Annotated in this window: 16 protein-coding genes; 10 read left to right on the top strand and 6 right to left on the bottom strand. The window is 50.0% G+C overall.

Annotation, left to right across the window (positions count from 1 at the left end):
• Positions 1 to 88: 88 nt before the first annotated feature.
• Positions 89 to 739: a DUF2238 domain-containing protein gene (locus C3D30_RS00645; protein WP_000198758.1), complete on the top strand. Its 651-nt coding sequence runs from the start codon at positions 89 to 91 to the stop codon at positions 737 to 739.
• Here C3D30_RS00645 and melA read toward each other — a convergent pair.
• The gene (melA, locus tag C3D30_RS00640; protein WP_000986615.1) at positions 736 to 2,091 is read right to left on the bottom strand and encodes an alpha-galactosidase; all 1,356 of its coding nucleotides are present in this window, start codon (positions 2,089 to 2,091) and stop codon (positions 736 to 738) included. The genes C3D30_RS00645 and melA overlap by 4 nt on opposite strands.
• Before the next feature lie 260 nt (positions 2,092 to 2,351).
• Here melA and melR point away from each other — a divergent pair, with 260 nt between their 5' ends.
• The 7 genes from melR (at position 2,352) to pmrB (ending at position 11,809) form a co-directional block, all read left to right on the top strand.
• Positions 2,352 to 3,260, top strand: coding sequence for a transcriptional regulator MelR (melR, locus tag C3D30_RS00635; RefSeq protein ID WP_001090774.1), 909 nt, complete (start codon positions 2,352 to 2,354; stop codon positions 3,258 to 3,260).
• Positions 3,261 to 3,457: 197 nt separating this feature from the next.
• Positions 3,458 to 5,725 carry an arginine decarboxylase gene (gene adiA, locus C3D30_RS00630; RefSeq protein WP_077629234.1) on the top strand — a complete coding sequence of 756 codons (2,268 nt, stop codon included), beginning with the start codon at positions 3,458 to 3,460 and terminating at the stop codon, positions 5,723 to 5,725.
• 335 nt (positions 5,726 to 6,060) lie between these two features.
• Positions 6,061 to 6,822 carry a DNA-binding transcriptional activator AdiY gene (gene adiY, locus C3D30_RS00625; RefSeq protein ID WP_001217092.1) on the top strand — a complete coding sequence of 254 codons (762 nt, stop codon included), beginning with the start codon at positions 6,061 to 6,063 and terminating at the stop codon, positions 6,820 to 6,822.
• Between the two features lie 136 nt (positions 6,823 to 6,958).
• A complete protein-coding gene (gene adiC, locus C3D30_RS00620) occupies positions 6,959 to 8,296 on the top strand; it encodes an arginine/agmatine antiporter (RefSeq protein WP_000093133.1) in 1,338 nt (445 codons plus the stop codon).
• 103 nt (positions 8,297 to 8,399) lie between these two features.
• Positions 8,400 to 10,043 (top strand): phosphoethanolamine transferase EptA, encoded by a 1,644-nt coding sequence (eptA, locus tag C3D30_RS00615; protein ID WP_105286319.1) that lies wholly within the window; start codon positions 8,400 to 8,402, stop codon positions 10,041 to 10,043.
• Complete coding sequence (gene basR, locus C3D30_RS00610; RefSeq protein WP_000697918.1) at positions 10,040 to 10,708, top strand: two-component system response regulator BasR; 669 nt, start codon at positions 10,040 to 10,042, stop codon at positions 10,706 to 10,708. Before eptA ends, basR begins: the two co-directional genes overlap by 4 nt.
• On the top strand, positions 10,709 to 11,809 hold the full coding sequence (gene pmrB, locus C3D30_RS00605; protein ID WP_176242000.1) for a two-component system sensor histidine kinase PmrB: 1,101 nt from the start codon (positions 10,709 to 10,711) through the stop codon (positions 11,807 to 11,809).
• Here the strand turns inward: pmrB and pmrR are convergent.
• From pmrR to crfC, 4 genes are all read right to left on the bottom strand, one after another.
• Positions 11,785 to 11,874 (bottom strand): LpxT activity modulator PmrR, encoded by a 90-nt coding sequence (gene pmrR, locus C3D30_RS00600; RefSeq protein WP_000797657.1) that lies wholly within the window; start codon positions 11,872 to 11,874, stop codon positions 11,785 to 11,787. The genes pmrB and pmrR overlap by 25 nt on opposite strands.
• A 114-nt stretch (positions 11,875 to 11,988) precedes the next feature.
• Entirely contained in the window at positions 11,989 to 13,491 is a 1,503-nt protein-coding gene (proP, locus tag C3D30_RS00595; RefSeq protein ID WP_010353876.1) for a glycine betaine/L-proline transporter ProP, read from the bottom strand.
• A 269-nt stretch (positions 13,492 to 13,760) separates the two neighbouring features.
• Positions 13,761 to 14,633: a diguanylate cyclase regulator RdcB family protein gene (locus tag C3D30_RS00590; RefSeq protein ID WP_105286318.1), complete on the bottom strand. Its 873-nt coding sequence runs from the start codon at positions 14,631 to 14,633 to the stop codon at positions 13,761 to 13,763.
• Positions 14,630 to 16,858 carry a clamp-binding protein CrfC gene (crfC, locus tag C3D30_RS00585; RefSeq protein ID WP_000288530.1) on the bottom strand — a complete coding sequence of 743 codons (2,229 nt, stop codon included), beginning with the start codon at positions 16,856 to 16,858 and terminating at the stop codon, positions 14,630 to 14,632. The genes C3D30_RS00590 and crfC overlap by 4 nt, the downstream gene beginning before the upstream one ends.
• A gap of 400 nt (positions 16,859 to 17,258) precedes the next feature.
• On the opposite strand from crfC, the gene C3D30_RS00575 reads away from it, so the two are divergent.
• Together C3D30_RS00575 and yjdN are read left to right on the top strand one after the other, a co-directional pair.
• Complete coding sequence (locus C3D30_RS00575) at positions 17,259 to 17,594, top strand: zinc ribbon domain-containing protein YjdM (RefSeq protein ID WP_001300891.1); 336 nt, start codon at positions 17,259 to 17,261, stop codon at positions 17,592 to 17,594.
• Positions 17,595 to 17,733: 139 nt separating this feature from the next.
• Positions 17,734 to 18,177: a VOC family metalloprotein YjdN gene (yjdN, locus tag C3D30_RS00570; protein ID WP_001131296.1), complete on the top strand. Its 444-nt coding sequence runs from the start codon at positions 17,734 to 17,736 to the stop codon at positions 18,175 to 18,177.
• A gap of 63 nt (positions 18,178 to 18,240) precedes the next feature.
• On the opposite strand, the gene yjdP is transcribed toward yjdN, so the two are convergent.
• Positions 18,241 to 18,570 carry a DDRRRQL repeat protein YjdP gene (gene yjdP, locus C3D30_RS00565; RefSeq protein ID WP_105286317.1) on the bottom strand — a complete coding sequence of 110 codons (330 nt, stop codon included), beginning with the start codon at positions 18,568 to 18,570 and terminating at the stop codon, positions 18,241 to 18,243.
• Between the last annotated feature and the right edge of the window lie 18 nt (positions 18,571 to 18,588).

The raw sequence follows: 18,588 nt of genomic DNA, 5'->3' as shown, positions 1-18,588 counted from the left end.
GGTGATCCCCCTGGGCCACCTCTTTTGCGATTGTAATTTCACGCTTGCTGGTGAATAGTCAGTATTTTCCCTGACTTGCGAACTCACCATGACCCGCACACTCAAGCCGTTAATTCTTAACACTGGCGCGCTGGCGCTGACGTTAATCCTGATTTACACCGGAATTTCGGCTCATGACAAACTCACCTGGTTGATGGAAGTGACGCCGGTAATTATTGTCGTACCGTTGCTGCTTACCACCGCCAGACGTTATCCGTTAACGCCGCTGCTCTATGCACTGATTTTCTTTCACGCCATCATCCTGATGGTCGGCGGTCAGTACACCTACGCGAAAGTCCCCATCGGTTTTGAAGTACAGGAATGGTTGGGGTTAAGCCGTAATCCGTATGACAAGCTGGGGCATTTTTTCCAGGGGCTGGTGCCTGCACTGGTGGCGCGAGAAATCCTCGTGCGTGGGATGTACGTGCGCGGACGCAAAATGGTGGCGTTTCTGGTCTGCTGCGTAGCACTGGCGATAAGCGCCATGTATGAGTTGATCGAGTGGTGGACGGCGCTGGCGATGGGTCAGGGAGCGGATGATTTTCTCGGCACCCAGGGCGACCAGTGGGACACGCAATCCGATATGTTCTGCGCGCTGCTGGGCGCATTAACTACGGTGATATTGCTTGCTCGCCTTCACTGTCGCCAGCTCCGGCGCTATGGCTTAATTACCAAAGCGCCGGAAGCGATTATCCCTTAACGATGCAACCAGCCTGGCAGCCAGTCGCCGTGGGCGGAAATCAGATCGTCAACAAGGGCATATATTTCGTCAATTCCCAACACGGCGGCAGTGTGCGGGTCCATCATCGCAGCGTGGTAAACACGGTCACGATTTTCGGTGAGAATGGCTTCGGTAAGCAGCGTCTGTACGTTAATATTGGTTTGCATCAGGGCTGCCAGATGCGACGGTAGCGTACCGACTTTGGTCGGCTGAATGCCATTTGCATCAACCAGGCAGGCCACTTCCACACAACATCCTTGCGGCAGGTTATCAATCAAGCCATCGTTACGGACGTTGCCATAAATCACGCTCGGTTCGCCGGTCCAGATAGCGTTCATGATGGTGCTGGCATATTCCCGTGACGGTTTAATATCAATCCGGGAGGCGTTCTTATACTCCTCCAGCTCTTTGTGCCAGTTCTCCAACTGCTCGACGCAGCGTTTCGGGTACTCATCCAGCGGTACTTTATAACGCTCAATCAAATCCTCACGGCCTGGCTTAATAAACCACGGCGTATATTCGGCAAAATGTTCTGACGACTCCGTGACGAAGTAGCCCAGCTTTTTGAACATTTCATAGCGCACAATATTCTGGCAGCGAGGATTACCATGAATATTCGGCTTCGGTGCCTGACCTGCGTCATACGCTGCCAGCAGTTCCGGGTAGAGATTCACGTAACTGCCGTCGGCGGTTTTGCGCTCCAGTTCCAGGTAAAACGCCATATGGTTGATACCCGCACAACGATAACGCAGCGTAGCGGGGTCAATATTGAGGTCACGCGCCAGCTCTTCCGCCGTTCCCTGCACCGAATGGCACAGCCCTACCTGTTTGATATGCGGATAGCGGGCATACATCGCCCAGGTATTCATCGCCATCGGGTTAACGTAGTTGAGCATGGTGGCATCGGGGCAGACTTCTGTCATGTCTTCGCAAATTTGCCACAGGTGCGGAATGGTACGCAGCGCGCGCATAATGCCGCCCGGCCCCAACGTATCGGCAATAGTTTGTTCCAGACCGTGGCGCTTACAGACCTCGAAATCAGTCACCGTGCAAGGTTCATAACCACCAATCTGAAATGCCACCACGACAAAATCGGCATCCTGTAAGGCTTCTTTCTGTTGCGTGTGGCAGGTGATTTTGCCGCTGGCTCCTGCTGAATCCATCAGCTTACGCACCACAATGTGCGACTCTTCCAGGCGAGTTGGATCAATATCCATCAGAGCAATATGCGCCGTTTTCAGCGCCTCGCGATGAAACACATCACCAAGAATATTTTTTACGAAAATTGTCGAACCAGCGCCGATAAAAGTAATTTTGGGTGCAGACATCATTCAGGTCTCCAGGCTTGCTTGAATGATTTCATCATGACAGGCGATTTCGCAGAAAGCCTCCGGCTTCCCGATTGAGCATTCCCAAAAACTCAGATCTGGGGTTACTTAGCAGTAAATCTGAGTTTTTGGGACTAAATTACCTGAAAAACAGAGTAATTAGCCCTTAGAAAATCCTCTCTCTTTACGTTTTGTGTCGTCATTCGCAGTCATCCTCAGCCACTCATGCCATAATTCTGATAATCCAGGAAAGAGAGCCATCCATGAATACAGATACCTTTATGTGTAGCAGCGATGAAAAACAGACCCGCAGCCCGCTGTCTCTGTACTCAGAATACCAGCGGATGGAGATAGAGTTTCGTGCACCGCATGTCATGACCACCAGCCACTGGCATGGTCAGGTTGAGGTAAATGTGCCTTTCGATGGCGATGTGGAATACCTGATTAACAATGAAAAAGTGAATATCAATCAGGGGCATATCACGCTGTTCTGGGCCTGTACGCCACACCAACTAACCGATACCGGAACCTGTCAGAGCATGGCGATTTTTAATCTGCCGATGCATCTGTTTCTCTCCTGGCCTCTGGATAAAGACCTTATAAACCACGTCACTCACGGCATGGTGATTAAATCGCTGGCGACACAGCAACTTAGCCCCTTTGAAGTGCGCCGCTGGCAGCAGGAATTGAACAGCCCGAATGAGCAAATCCGCCAGCTCGCCATTGATGAAATTGGCCTGATGCTCAAGCGATTTAGCCTCTCCGGCTGGGAACCGATTCTGGTCAATAAAACCTCGCGCACGCACAAAAACAGCGTCTCGCGCCATGCGCAATTTTACGTCAGCCAGATGCTGGGCTTTATTGCAGAAAACTATGACCAGGCGCTGACCATCAACGACGTGGCTGAGCACGTCAAACTAAACGCCAACTATGCGATGGGGATATTTCAGCGAGTCATGCAGTTGACGATGAAACAGTACATTACCGCGATGCGCATCAACCACGTTCGCGCGTTACTGAGCGATACCGATAAAAGTATTCTCGATATTGCCCTGACGGCAGGTTTTCGTTCGAGCAGTCGTTTTTACAGTACTTTCGCCAAATATGTCGGTATGTCGCCGCAACAATACCGCAAACTTAGCCAACAACGCCGCCAGACACTTCCCGGTTAAAAACGATATCAGTATCAGCCAAAAAAATAATTTAGCTGTCGATAATAAACATTGAAAATTAATTGAAAAATTAATATAAGCTTCTGTTTATAATAACAAAAAATTAAAACCGCTTATTTTTCAATCGCTTTACAGCCTGAAATGCCCGGAAGATACTTGCCCGCAACGAAGATTCCTTCACAACCGGGTAAACAATGATGAAAGTATTAATTGTTGAAAGCGAGTTTCTACATCAGGACACCTGGGTCGGTAGCGCCGTTGAACGTCTGGCGAATGCCTTGAGCCAACAAAATGTTACCGTCATTAAATCAACCTCATTTGATGATGGTTTTGCCATTCTCTCTTCAAATGAAGCTATTGATTGTCTGATGTTCAGTTATCAAATGGAGCATCCAGACGAACATCAAAACGTCAGAGAATTGATCGGTAAACTTCATGAACGCCAGCAAAACGTGCCGGTATTCCTGCTAGGCGATCGGGAAAAATCAATCGCCGCGCTGGATCGCGACCTGCTGGAGCTTGTCGATGAATTCGCCTGGATTCTGGAAGATACTGCCGATTTTATTGCCGGACGCGCCATCGCCGCGATGACCCGCTACCGTCAACAGCTGTTACCGCCACTGTTCAGCGCGCTGATGAAATATAGCGACATCCATGAGTATTCCTGGGCCGCGCCGGGTCACCAGGGCGGTGTAGGGTTCACTAAAACGCCAGCCGGACGTTTCTACCATGACTATTATGGTGAAAACCTGTTCCGCACCGATATGGGTATCGAACGAACTTCTCTCGGTTCTTTGCTTGACCATACTGGCGCATTTGGCGAAAGCGAAAAATATGCCGCGCGCGTATTTGGTGCCGATCGCTCCTGGTCAGTCGTTGTCGGCACTTCAGGTTCTAACCGCACCATCATGCAAGCCTGCATGACCGATAACGACGTGGTCGTTGTTGACCGTAACTGCCACAAATCCATTGAACAAGGCTTAATGCTGACTGGCGCGAAACCGGTATACATGGTGCCAAGCCGCAACCGCTACGGTATTATCGGGCCAATCTACCCGCAGGAAATGCAGCCTGAAACCTTGCAGAAGAAAATCAGTGAAAGTCCGCTGACTAAAGACAAAGTCGGGCAAAAACCGTCTTACTGCGTGGTGACCAACTGCACCTACGACGGCGTGTGTTATAACGCCAAAGACGCGCAGGATCTGCTGGAAAAAACCTCTGACCGTCTGCATTTCGACGAAGCCTGGTATGGCTACGCACGGTTTAACCCGATCTATGCCGATCACTATGCAATGCGCGGTGAACCGGGCGATCACAATGGCCCAACCGTTTTCGCTACCCACTCCACACATAAACTGCTGAATGCGCTGTCGCAGGCGTCTTATATTCATGTACGTGAAGGTCGGGGCGCGATTAACTTCTCCCGCTTTAATCAGGCATACATGATGCATGCCACCACTTCCCCGCTGTATGCCATCTGCGCATCAAACGATGTAGCTGTATCAATGATGGACGGCAACAGCGGTCTGTCACTGACTCAGGAAGTGATCGATGAAGCGGTCGATTTCCGCCAGGCAATGGCACGGTTGTATAAAGAGTTTACTGACGAAGGTAGCTGGTTCTTTAAACCGTGGAATAAAGAAGTGGTTACCGATCCGGAAACCGGCAAAACCTATGACTTTGCCGACGCGCCGCGCAAACTGCTGACCACCGTTCAGGACTGCTGGGTAATGCATCCGGGCGAAAGCTGGCACGGCTTTAAAGATATCCCGGACAACTGGAGTATGCTCGACCCGATTAAAGTCAGCATCCTCGCACCGGGGATGGGTGAAGACGGTGAACTGGAAGAGACTGGCGTACCTGCCGCACTGGTTACCGCATGGCTTGGTCACCACGGCATCGTGCCAACTCGCACCACCGATTTCCAGATTATGTTCCTGTTCTCAATGGGCGTGACCCGAGGGAAATGGGGAACTCTGGTTAACACCCTCTGTTCCTTCAAACGCCACTACGACGCCAACACACCACTGGCGCAGGTGATGCCGGAACTTGTTGAACAATATCCTGACACTTACGCGAACATGGGGATTCACGATCTGGGCGACAAAATGTTTGCCTGGCTGAAAGAAAACAACCCAGGTGCACGGTTAAACGAAGCCTATTCTGGCCTGCCGGTGGCTGAAATCACTCCGCGTGAAGCGTACAACGCGATTGTCGACAACAACGTCGAGCTGGTATCCATTGAAAATCTGCCAGGACGCATTGCGGCGAACTCAGTCATCCCGTATCCGCCAGGAATCCCGATGCTGCTGTCTGGTGAAAACTTCGGCGATAAAAACAGTCCACAGGTAAGTTATTTACGCTCGCTGCAATCCTGGGATCATCATTTCCCTGGATTTGAACACGAAACTGAAGGTACTGAAATTATTGACGGTATTTACCACGTAATGTGTGTGAAAGCGTAACCACTATTCCGCTGAAGGCGTAATTGTTTTAATAACATTACGCCGCCTGGCCTGAGGCCTTTTGAGTATGGCAACGTTTTCATAAAAATTGCTGCAAACAAAAATGTCATACTTTTTGCGCGGTCCCACCCCGCGCTTTTTTTGTTTATTATTTACCCTTCACCACTCTGTAAAAATTTTTGTACATGAGAAATTACTATAAAAATTTGTAATATTAGTAAAACACGTTATTTTTATGCATGTTTTGATTCGTCATACAATTATATAACCAGTCCCCGGTATCTCTCTATGTTGGCGAGATCCACTATTTTTCTTTGCATTTCAGGAGTACATGTATGAGGATTTGCAGCAACCAACCTTGTATAGTTTTATTAACTGAAAAAGATGTCTGGCTAAGAGTGAATGGGAAAGAGCCTATAAGTTTGAAGGCTAACCATATGGCGTTATTAAGTTGTGAAAATAATATTATCGACGTCTCCTCTCTGAATAACACTTTGATTGCGTATATTAGCCTCGACATCATCAAAGATTATCTCCGTTTTCTGAATAAAGATCTCTCGAAAATACCGGTCTGGCAACGTAGCGCCACACCGATTATTTCCCTGCCATGCCTTACACCAGAGGTGTTTCGCGTTGCGGCGCAACATAGCACAGCGCCTGCTGAAACAGAGTCGGAAAAAGAACGAACACGTGCATTATTATTCACTGTGCTCTCTCGCTTTCTCGACAGTAAAAAATTCCTTTCTCTACTTATGTATATGTTACGTAATTGTGTTAGCGACAGCGTTTATCAAATCATTGAAAGCGATATCCATAAAGACTGGAATCTTAGTATGGTAGCCAGTTGTTTATGTCTTAGCCCAAGTTTGTTAAAGAAAAAGCTGAAAAGCGAAAACACCAGTTATAGCCAAATAATAACCACCTGCCGGATGCGTTATGCTGTAAATGAATTAATGATGGATGGAAAAAATATCTCACAGGTGTCACAGTCCTGTGGCTACAACAGCACGTCTTACTTTATTTCTGTATTTAAAGACTTCTATGGCATGACGCCACTCCATTATGTTAGCCAACACAGAGAACGTTCTGTCGCCTGATTTATAACCTTTACGAAGAGATATATTAATAACGGCATCAGCGATAACCCGACTGACGATAATTCAATGCGCGAATGCAGGCGTATGATATGACGTAATTTATTGTCACGAAGCTCGCCTTCGCAGGAGTTTAATTATGTCTTCGGATGCTGATGCTCACAAAGTGGGCTTAATCCCCGTTACTCTGATGGTGTCGGGGAATATTATGGGGTCAGGTGTATTTCTGTTACCTGCAAACCTGGCCTCAACTGGCGGTATTGCCATATATGGTTGGTTGGTGACGATTATCGGTGCTTTGGCTTTATCGATGGTCTACGCCAAAATGTCGTTCCTCGATCCCAGCCCTGGCGGTTCATATGCCTACGCGCGCCGCTGTTTCGGTCCTTTTCTCGGATATCAAACCAACGTTCTCTACTGGCTGGCCTGCTGGATTGGCAATATCGCCATGGTGGTCATTGGCGTCGGCTATTTGAGCTATTTCTTCCCGCTCCTGAAAGATCCGTGGGTATTAACCATCACCTGCGTGGTGGTGCTGTGGATCTTCGTTCTGCTTAATATCGTCGGTCCGAAAATGATCACCCGCGTGCAGGCCGTCGCTACCGTGTTGGCGCTGATCCCAATCGTCGGGATTGCCGTATTCGGCTGGTTCTGGTTCCACGGAGAAACCTATATGGCGGCATGGAACGTCAGCGGCCTGGGCACCTTCGGCGCGATTCAAAGCACCTTAAACGTTACGCTGTGGTCATTTATCGGGGTGGAAAGTGCGTCTGTTGCAGCGGGTGTGGTTAAAAACCCGAAACGCAACGTCCCTATCGCCACCATTGGCGGGGTATTGATTGCCGCCGTTTGCTATGTGCTCTCGACCACCGCGATTATGGGGATGATCCCCAACGCCGCACTGCGCGTTTCCGCCTCACCTTTCGGTGATGCTGCACGGATGGCGCTGGGTGATACCGCAGGGGCCATTGTCTCCTTCTGTGCGGCGGCTGGTTGCTTAGGTTCGCTGGGCGGCTGGACATTACTGGCCGGGCAAACGGCGAAAGCCGCTGCTGATGACGGTCTGTTCCCACCGATTTTTGCCCGCGTCAACAAAGCTGGCACACCGGTAGCTGGGTTGATTATCGTCGGTATCCTGATGACTATCTTCCAGTTCAGCAGCATTTCGCCAAACGCAACCAAAGAGTTCGGTCTGGTCTCTTCCGTATCGGTAATCTTTACCCTGGTGCCTTATCTTTATACCTGTGCAGCTTTACTGCTTTTAGGCCACGGTCACTTTGGTAAAGCGCGTCCGGCGTATCTGGCCATCACCACTATCGCCTTCCTTTACTGCATCTGGGCGGTGGTCGGTTCTGGCGCACAAGAGGTTATGTGGTCATTCGTCACGCTGATGGTGATTACCGCAATGTACACGCTGAACTACAACCGACTGCATAAAAACCCCTATCCTTTAGATGCACCAATAAGCAAAGATTAAGCCCCCTTAATCCAGCAAACATAAAAGCCAACCTTAAGAACTTAAGGTTGGCTTAACTTTGCTTTGCGAGCATATGCGCACTTTGTTCGATGGAAACACCGTGATGTTGAAGCGCCTTCTAAAAAGACCCTCTTTGAATTTACTCGCCTGGCTATTGCTGGCCTCTTTTTATATTGCTATCTGCCTGAACATTGCCTTTTTTAAACAGGTGTTACAGGCGTTACCGCTGGATTCAATGCATAGCGTACTGGTTTTCTTATCGATGCCGGTCGTCGCGTTCAGCGTGATTAATATTGTCCTGACGCTAGGCTCTTTCTTATGGCTTAATCGTCCACTGGCCTGCCTGTTTATTCTTGTCGGCGCGTCTGCACAATATTTCATAATGACTTATGGCATCGTCATCGACCGTTCGATGGTTGCCAATATCATGGATACCACACCTGCGGAAAGCTACGCGTTAATGACACCGCAGATGTTATTAACCCTGGGATTAAGCGGGGTTCTTGCTGCACTGATTGCCTGCTGGGTAAAAATCAAACCCGCAACCTCACGCCTGCGTAGCGTTCTTTTCCGTGGGGCCAATATTCTGATTTCTGTACTGCTGATTCTGCTGGTCGCCGCGTTGTTTTATAAAGACTACGCCTCGCTGTTTCGCAACAACAAAGAGCTGGTGAAATCCTTAAGCCCCTCCAACAGCATTGTTGCCAGTTGGTCATGGTATTCTCACCAGCGACTGGCAAATCTGCCGCTGGTTCGCATTGGCGAGGATGCACACCGCAACCCATTAATGCAAAAAGAGAAGCGTAAAAATCTGACCATCTTGATCGTCGGCGAAACCTCGCGGGCAGAGAATTTCTCACTCAACGGCTACCCACGTGAAACCAATCCGCGTCTGGCGAAAGATAACGTGGTCTATTTCCCCAATACCGCGTCTTGCGGCACGGCAACGGCTGTCTCTGTGCCATGCATGTTCTCGGATATGCCGCGTGAGCATTACAAAGAAGAGCTGGCACAGCACCAGGAAGGCGTGCTGGATATCATTCAGCGAGCGGGCATTAATGTGTTATGGAATGACAACGACGGTGGCTGCAAAGGTGTCTGCGACCGCGTACCACACCAGAATGTCACCGCGCTGAACCTGCCCGGCCAGTGTATCAACGGCGAATGCTATGACGAGGTACTGTTCCACGGGCTGGAAGAGTACATCAATAACCTGCAAGGTGATGGCGTGATTGTCTTACACACCATCGGTAGCCACGGACCGACCTATTACAACCGCTATCCGCCGCAGTTCAGGAAATTTACCCCCACCTGCGACACCAACGAGATCCAGACCTGTTCCAAAGAACAACTGGTGAACACTTACGATAATACGTTGCTCTACGTCGACTATATTGTTGATAAAGCAATTAATCTGCTGAAAGAACATCAGGATAAATTTACCACCAGCCTGGTTTATCTTTCTGACCATGGTGAATCGTTAGGTGAAAATGGCATCTACCTGCACGGCCTGCCTTATGCCATCGCACCTGACAGCCAAAAACAAGTACCGATGCTGCTGTGGTTATCGGAGGATTATCAAAAGCGGTATCAGATTGACCAGAGCTGCCTGCAAAAACAGGCACAAACGCAGCACTATTCACAGGACAATTTATTCTCAACCCTGTTGGGATTAACCGGCGTCGAAACGAAGTATTACCAGGCTGCGGATGATATTCTGCAAACTTGCAGGAGAGTGACTGAATGAAAATTCTGATTGTTGAAGACGATACACTGTTATTGCAGGGGCTGATTCTGGCGGCACAAACCGAAGGCTACGCGTGCGATGGCGTTACGACCGCGCGAATGGCGGAGCAAAGCCTTGAGGCCGGTCATTACAGCCTGGTGGTGCTGGATTTAGGGTTACCCGACGAAGATGGGCTGCATTTTCTCGCCCGTATCCGGCAGAAAAAATATACCCTGCCGGTACTGATCCTCACCGCTCGCGACACCCTGACCGACAAAATAGCGGGGCTGGATGTCGGTGCCGATGACTATCTGGTAAAACCTTTTGCGCTGGAAGAGTTACACGCCCGCATCCGCGCTCTGCTGCGACGCCATAATAATCAGGGCGAAAGTGAGCTGATTGTTGGCAATCTGACGCTGAATATGGGTCGCCGTCAGGTATGGATGGGCGGCGAAGAGTTGATTCTGACGCCCAAAGAATATGCTCTGCTCTCGCGGCTGATGCTCAAAGCAGGCAGCCCCGTGCATCGGGAAATTCTCTACAACGATATCTACAACTGGGACAACGAACCCTCGACCAACACCCTGGAAGTGCATATCCACAACCTGCGCGACAAAGTGGGCAAAACACGTATCCGCACCGTGCGCGGCTTTGGCTATATGCTGGTCGCGAATGAGGAAAACTAATTGAATCTGATGCGTTTTCTGCGCCGCCCAATGTCGCTGCGTCAACGGCTGATATTGACCATCGGCGCCATTCTGCTGGTTTTTGAGCTGATTAGCGTCTTCTGGCTATGGCATGAAAGTACCGAGCAAATTCAGCTCTTTGAGCAGGCGCTACGTGACAATCGCAACAACGATCGCCACATCATGCGTGAGATCCGCGAAGCGGTCGCCAGCCTGATTGTTCCCGGCGTATTTATGGTCAGCCTGACACTATTTATCTGCTATCAGGCGGTGCACCGCATCACACGCCCGCTGGCGGAACTGCAAAAAGAGCTGGAAGCGCGCACCGCTGACAACTTAACGCCCATAGCCATTCACAGTGCCACTCTCGAAATCGAAGCGGTGGTTTCTGCATTGAACGATCTGGTCAGTCGCCTGACCAGCACGCTGGATAACGAAAGGTTGTTTACCGCTGACGTCGCTCACGAACTGCGAACGCCGCTGGCGGGGGTGCGTTTGCATCTGGAACTGCTGGCGAAAACGCATCACATTGATGTAGCGCCGTTAGTCGCACGGCTTGATCAGATGATGGAGAGCGTCTCCCAGTTGTTGCAACTGGCACGCGCCGGACAGTCATTTTCTTCCGGTAATTATCAACATGTAAAACTGCTGGAAGATGTGATCCTGCCCTCCTATGACGAACTCAGCACCATGCTCGACCAGCGTCAACAAACCCTGCTGTTACCAGAGAGCGCCGCCGATCTCACCGTTCAGGGCGACGCGACCCTGCTGCGGATGTTATTGCGTAACCTGGTAGAAAACGCCCATCGCTATAGTCCAGCAGGCAGCAACATTATGATTCAGCTGCAAGAAGATGGCGGTGCGGTAATGGCGGTTGAAGATGAAGGGCCTGGCATTGATGAGAGTAAATGCGGAGAGTTGAGCAAAGCGTTTGTACGAATGGACAGCCGTTATGGCGGGATTGGTCTGGGATTAAGCATTGTCAGCCGCATCACACAGTTGCATCACGGGCAGTTTTTCCTGCAAAACCGGGAAGAGGCTTCCGGCACGCGCGCCTGGGTACGGCTGAAGAAAGATCAGTACGTGGCAAACCAGATATAGAGAAAGCTGCTGACGACCAGCACGCTAAACACAGTCGTTAAACTTTCATAAACACGGTTTTTCATTGCACTCTCCTCCGTTGTCCTGGAGGAGAGTATGCGCGTCAGAGATTAAGTGAACCTTAAGAGTTCGATTGTTGGCCTGATAAGAGAGTGCCGCATCAGGCAATCCGTTTCAGCTTACTCATCAATTCGCGGATGTTGCTGCACCAGGCGGGTACGTTTCGCCTGCAAATCGGCAATCTCCTGGTCAATATCCTCGATTTTCTGCTCGATATTATCGTAATGCTCGACGAGAATTTCCTTCGCTTCCTGCAAATCTGACGCCGCTGGCGTCGCACCTTTCAGTGGACGATTCGCCGTCTCTTTCATGGTCACGCCGGTAATCAAACCAATCACCGCCACTACCATCAGGTAATAGGCAGGCATCATCAGATTATGCGAGCTTTCCACCAGCCAGGCTGCCAGCGTTGGCGTCAGACCGGCAACCAGCACCGAAATATTAAATGCCGCCGCCAGCGCACTGTAACGGATATGCGTCGGGAACATCGCAGGCAGCGTTGAGGCCATTACGCCAGTAAAGCAGTTAAGGATCACCGCCAGCATCAGCAACCCGGCGAAAATCAGGCCGATAATATTACTGTTAATCAGGATAAACGCCGGGATCGCCAGCGCAAACAACGCAACACTGCCGAGGATCACAAACGGACGACGGCCAAAACGGTCACTCAGCAAGCCCATCACCGGCTGAACAAACAGCATACCGATCATAATCGCGATAATAATCAGCACCCCGTGGTCTTCGGAGTAATGCAGGTTATGCGACAAATAACTCGGCATATAAGTCAGCAACATGTAGTAAGTCACGTTGGTGGCAATCACCAGACCAATACATGTCAACAGACTGCGCCAGTGTTTGGTGGCAATCTCTTTAAACGAGACTTTCGGGCCATCCTGCAAACCTTCGCGGTCACCCTGTTCCAGTTTCTCAACATGTTGCTGGAACGCTGGCGTCTCTTCTAAAGCATGACGAAGATAAAGCCCAATAATTCCCAGCGGCAGCGCGATAAAGAACGGAATACGCCAGCCCCAGTCAAGGAAGTTCTCTTCACCGACAATGGTCGAAATCAACACCACCACGCCCGCACCCAGCACAAACCCGGCAATAGAACCGAAATCCAGCCAGCTGCCCATAAAGCCACGTTTACGGTCAGGTGAGTATTCCGCAACAAATATCGACGCTCCGGTATATTCGCCGCCGACCGAGAAACCTTGTGCCATCTTACAGATCAACAGCAAAATCGGCGCCCAAATACCAATAGAGGCGTAGGACGGTATTAAACCGATACAGAACGTACTGATCGACATAATCACAATAGTGATAGCGAGGATCTTCTGGCGACCATATTTATCGCCCAACATACCAAAGAAGAGTCCGCCAAGCGGTCGAATCAGAAAGGGAACGGAAAAGGTGGCAAGTGCAGCAACCATCTGCACGCTGGGGTCAGCCCCTGGGAAAAATACTTTACCTAATGCGTAAGCAACAAAGCCATAAACACCAAAATCGAACCATTCCATTGCATTACCCAGCGATGCTGCAGTAATGGCTTTTCGCAGTTTACCGTCATCAATAATGGTGACATCACGAAGGGTTATCGGTTTTACTTTTTTCCTTTTCAGCATAGCTTTCCTCGCAGAGTAAGCCCATTTCCGCACGCGTCAGGCAAATCGACGCGGCGCCCGCAAAAGGGGAGCGGGAATTGCAGGGTGCAATCTCTGTAACAAGCGTAGCTGGTTTGCTTACACGATCCGATTAAGGATTGTACAATCAAACCTGTTGACGCCTGAATTGGGCAGTTAATGACCTTTTTACCCTACCAGTGTTTAAATTTGTGATCAACTTCACACATGGATTTCGTTGAGCACTCATTGATGTAACTGATCATTTACAGTCAATTTACAGAGAAGATTTCCTCAACCATCGCGCCCGCCAGACGCTGTGCTGAACAGAGCCGTGGCATCCCCAGCGCGACGGTTTGCCAGCGTTGGGTTACTGACCAGCAAACGGGCTGCTTATCGGCATCGGACCACTTGCCAAGCCAACTTAAAAAGTCAGCATGATCCCCGCCAGTCGGGGTAGTAGGAGAGGAAAACCACTGATGGTAATAATGGCGAGTAGTCGGTGCCGCATTGATACTTTCAGCCAGATATTGCGTCGCTTTCACGCGTAAATCGTCAAGCAACAACGCCGCTGCTTGTGGGTTTCCCAGACGGCAGGCATCACCAAACGCCCCCCAGCGCAGCTCTTCCAGAGCAATAAAACAACGTCCCGGCAGCGACCAGGCGTTGTACGCACCAGCACACCAGCGGGTAAAAATTTGTTCACTCTGCTCACCTGCCTGAACCAGTAACCCTCGTTGCATTAACGCTTTTTCCTTCCAGCGACAGCGGGCAGAAAACCACTCATACAAGGCGGCAATTTGCTGGGGAAGTTCCGGGAAAGCGGAGTGCGAGCGGTGATCCATTTTTTGCAATAGCGCCAGATGTTGCGTGATCTGCGTCAGCGCCAGATGGCCGGGATCCAGCATCGCCGCCAGTTTTTCCACCAATGTCAGGCGCAGGCTAAGTGGCGCATTTAACATTCCGACATTCGCCCACGCCTGAAGCTGTGCGCGCGCAAGGATCTCCTGCATCAGTCGTTCACGAAACTGCTGCTGATGGGCTTGTGGATAGCGGGCATCATCGCCCTGCGCCAGATCCACCAAAAAGCGGGGATAAACCGACTCCAGTACGCGACCGGAGCCGTCCAGTAACGTCTTTGTCAATACTGTTCTGCCATGAAAAGAGTTTGAATATCATCGCGTAACAACTGAGAGTCCGTATAAATCCAGCCATGAATCATCACGGTCTGTTGCAATTGCTGCTGCATCATCCTGACCACGGATTCATTTTGTTGACGCAGAGCCAGACTATCGCGTAAACGCGCCTGTAATTCCGTCAAACATAACGCGAAATCAGCGAAAAAAGTGTTCATGCCTGCCGTGACAGAATCATCGACCTGAACCGCCAAAGCTTTAGCCATTTGTTGGCAATAAAGGTCTACTTCTTCGGTTAACGTTCGTTGTAGCGCACTGTAATCAACGGCCTCTGGCGGGGATTTCTCACCACCCCGTCCCCAGTCAGGCTGATTCAGCCAGCGCGAGAACGTCTCACGCACAATGCCAAAACGGCTGCTCTGCTCATCCGTTGCTTCCTGGTGGGATATTGCATCGCTGAACAACTGGCGAGTATTGAAGTGTGGGACTGCGCCATGAAAAGCAGGAAAATGAAAGCCGGGGCGAAACCCGGACTCATTCAATTCTGTTTTTACCCGCTGCTCGATGGGGTGAATAACATCGGTTAACACCCGGCAAAGGGTTGATTCCAGTTCAGCAAAACGCAGCGTAAAATCACGGCTGATTTTGGTCTGCGCCGCCTGTAACAGCGTCTCGCAGCGGGTACGAATCTCGCTTAACGACCATGAATCATGTTGAAAAAGTACAGCTAACTGGGTATTCACCTCATCTTGCTGCTGACGCAGAAAGTCGTTGGCTGATACCAGAGCCACCTCGATTTCATGTTTAATCTCGCCACTCACCTGCACCTGATTGAGCTGCAATAGCTGCATATTTTCTTCAACCTGGCGGATATTTTGCCGCAATTGCTCGCAGACGACGTTCAGCCCGTGTGCGCGAAAATCAAGGTATTCCCGCGCTTGTTGGGCATAATTCAACAACTTATGCGAGGCAGATCGCAGAGCATATAACGACGCGTTGGCGTAGGCAGCATGGAGTAATGCCTGAACCGGTTGCGCGAACAGCGAATCTTCCCACAGTTGATCGGCGGCATGACGAATACGGTCGATATCTGCCAGATCGGCATTGCGCCAGCGCCTGCCAAGCGCGGCATGGGCAAAATCCTCCACCCAGCGTTGTTGCTCCGGCGCAGGCAACTTCCCATTGTTAGCTAACTCATGACGTGCCCGATTCGCCAGATAGCCCCACATCGACGATACCGGAAATATCTGCCCTGGCGTAACACAGCCTTTCATCAGCGTTCCGGAAATCAGCGCCCGCACCTGTTCGGCATCGTCACTGTTACGATCCTGCTGATCGAACTTATTGACGAGCACATACAGCGGTACTGATTTCCCCACCGCTAAAACCGCCTCACGCACCTCTTCATCGGAGATTGACTTCAGTTGCGTATAGTCCAGCACCGCCAGCACTGCGGAGGCGCGCGCCAGTTGCTCGTTAAGCATTTTTTGCAGATGCGGTTGTCCGGCTTCATTCGGTCCGGGGGTATCCAGCAACGTCAATTGACCGGGATAACTCTCCAGCCCCGCCAGATGGACAAACTCCACTTCAATTACTGGAATATGCTCAATGGCGGCGTAAGCAGAAAAAGGAAAATCGACGTCCAGCGCCTTCGCCAGACGCACCAAATCATTCAAACTTTTCAGACAATGAAAAATTGGCTGGGCACCAAGATAATATTTTTCAAAAGCAACGCCATTTTCGATCCGCTGCATAAGCGCACGCATATCTTTATCTATTTCCAGCAGTTCGGTCAGATGCTCAATATCGCAATCGCGCAGGCGTTGTTGTAATTGTTGGATTAAACAGTCGATTGGTGCGACATGTGAAAAATGCAGCACCGGTTCTTTTTGCCCCGGCGTATGGCGAATAAGCGTCGGCAGCGCAGTCATAGGGCGATTGCGATTAGGCAGAACTTCAGTGCCAACAATAGCGTTAATGGTGGTTGATTTCCCTGCTTTCATGGTGCCAATAATCGCCAGCACCATTTCCAGACGGGAAATTTTACGCAGCTCATTATTCAGCATCGCATGACGCTCGGCGATATTAGGCTGACTCCAGGGTAAAGTCAGTGGTGGTGCATCTTCTCCGGGCACAGAGAGCGGCATTTTTTCCAGTAACTGCAACTGTTGTCGGGAAAGCTGTAACAGACGCTCAGCCTCCTGACTTAATTCATATATTGTCTGTGTGTACATGGAAAATTCTTCCTTAAGGCAAATTTCATTATTTTTTATTTAGCCAGATCGTTTTTTAGTTCTGTTGTCGGCTTTTATAATTACTGCAGGAAATAATTTTTATATTTAATATATTGTTTTTATTAGGATGAATAAATCTCTTCCGACAAGTTAAAAGTCAGAAAGATAAAATAACAATTTAATTAAAAAAAGAACAAGAAGAGAGTTAACCTTAACTTAAATAATAAACAGAGGCAAAAAGATTATTTTCTTTTTGCGTTGTCTTTCAAATGAAAACGATCGTCGACTAAAATCAGCAGTACCCCCGACAAACTCAGGGATTTTGTGTATAATTGCGGCCTTTTTCGGCAATCTGCCGTTTTTTGGCGCTTTTGCCCTGCTGACTTTTGAGGAAATCCACATGTCATTACCACACTGCCCGAAATGCAACTCCGAATACACCTACGAAGATAACGGCATGTACATCTGCCCGGAATGCGCCTACGAATGGAACGACGCCGAACCTGCACAGGAAAGCGACGAGCTGATCGTTAAAGATGCTAACGGCAACCTGCTGGCTGACGGCGACAGCGTTACCATCATTAAAGATCTGAAGGTGAAAGGTAGCTCTTCGATGCTGAAAATTGGCACCAAAGTGAAAAACATCCGCCTGGTTGAAGGCGACCATAACATCGATTGCAAAATCGACGGTTTTGGTCCGATGAAACTGAAATCTGAGTTTGTGAAAAAGAACTGATTTCGAATGCCGGGTGCGATACATCCGGCAACGGTGCCAAATGCCTGATGCGACGCTTGCGCGTCTTATCAGGCCTACTCTTCATCTGTACAAAATTCAAACTACACTTAACTGACTTCTCTTAACTGAGGTCACCATCATGCCGTTAAGTCCCTATATCTCTTTTTCCGGTAACTGTGCCGACGCGATAGCCTATTACCAACGCGCGTTAGGCGCGGAACTGCTCTATAAAATCAGCTTTGGGGAAATGCCGAAACCCACGCAAGAAAGCACCGAAGGCTGTCCCTCAGGGATGCAATTTCCCGATACTGCCATCGCCCATGCTAACGTGCGCATTGCCGGAAGCGACATCATGATGAGCGATGCCATACCGTCAGGAAAAGCCAACTACTCCGGCTTTACGCTGGTGCTCGATTCGCAACAGGTCGAGGAAGGGAAACGTTGGTTTGACAACCTTGCCGCCAACGGAAAAATCGAAATGGACTGGCAGGAAACCTTCTGGGCGCATGGCTTCGGCAAAGTTACCGATAAATATGGTGTGCCGTGGATGATTAATGTCGTTAAGCAGCAGTCAACACAATAGCCGGGCTTTAATAGCTGATGGGGAGAATTAGGGGGAGGGGCGATGCCTGCTCCACACCCAACATCACCGCCCATACTCATCTTCCATTCTCCGCTCTTCATCTTCCAGCTGCCGACGCTCCTGATCAAGCTGGCGCTGGCGGTCGTCAAGCTGCCTGCGGCGATCTTCAAACTGGCGGCGGCGGTCGTCATATTGTCTGCGACGATCGTCGCTCACTTGACGCTGCCAGCCGTCGTCGCGCGAATCTTCATAGTCACGCCCACGGTCAGGGTTATAAGCGTCGTTAATCGCCTGCTGAATATTACCAATCGTGTCGTCAATAATATCGGCCTCAGCCGGAACGGTGGTCAGCGTGAGCAGGGTGAAAAGAAAGAGCGTGGAGTAAGGTTTCATAAGTCAGTCTCTGTGATG

This window comes from Escherichia sp. MOD1-EC5433 (assembly GCF_002966005.1).
Taxonomy (GTDB): Bacteria; Pseudomonadota; Gammaproteobacteria; order Enterobacterales; family Enterobacteriaceae; genus Escherichia; species Escherichia ruysiae.
This window is presented reverse-complemented; position numbering and strand designations above follow the sequence as displayed.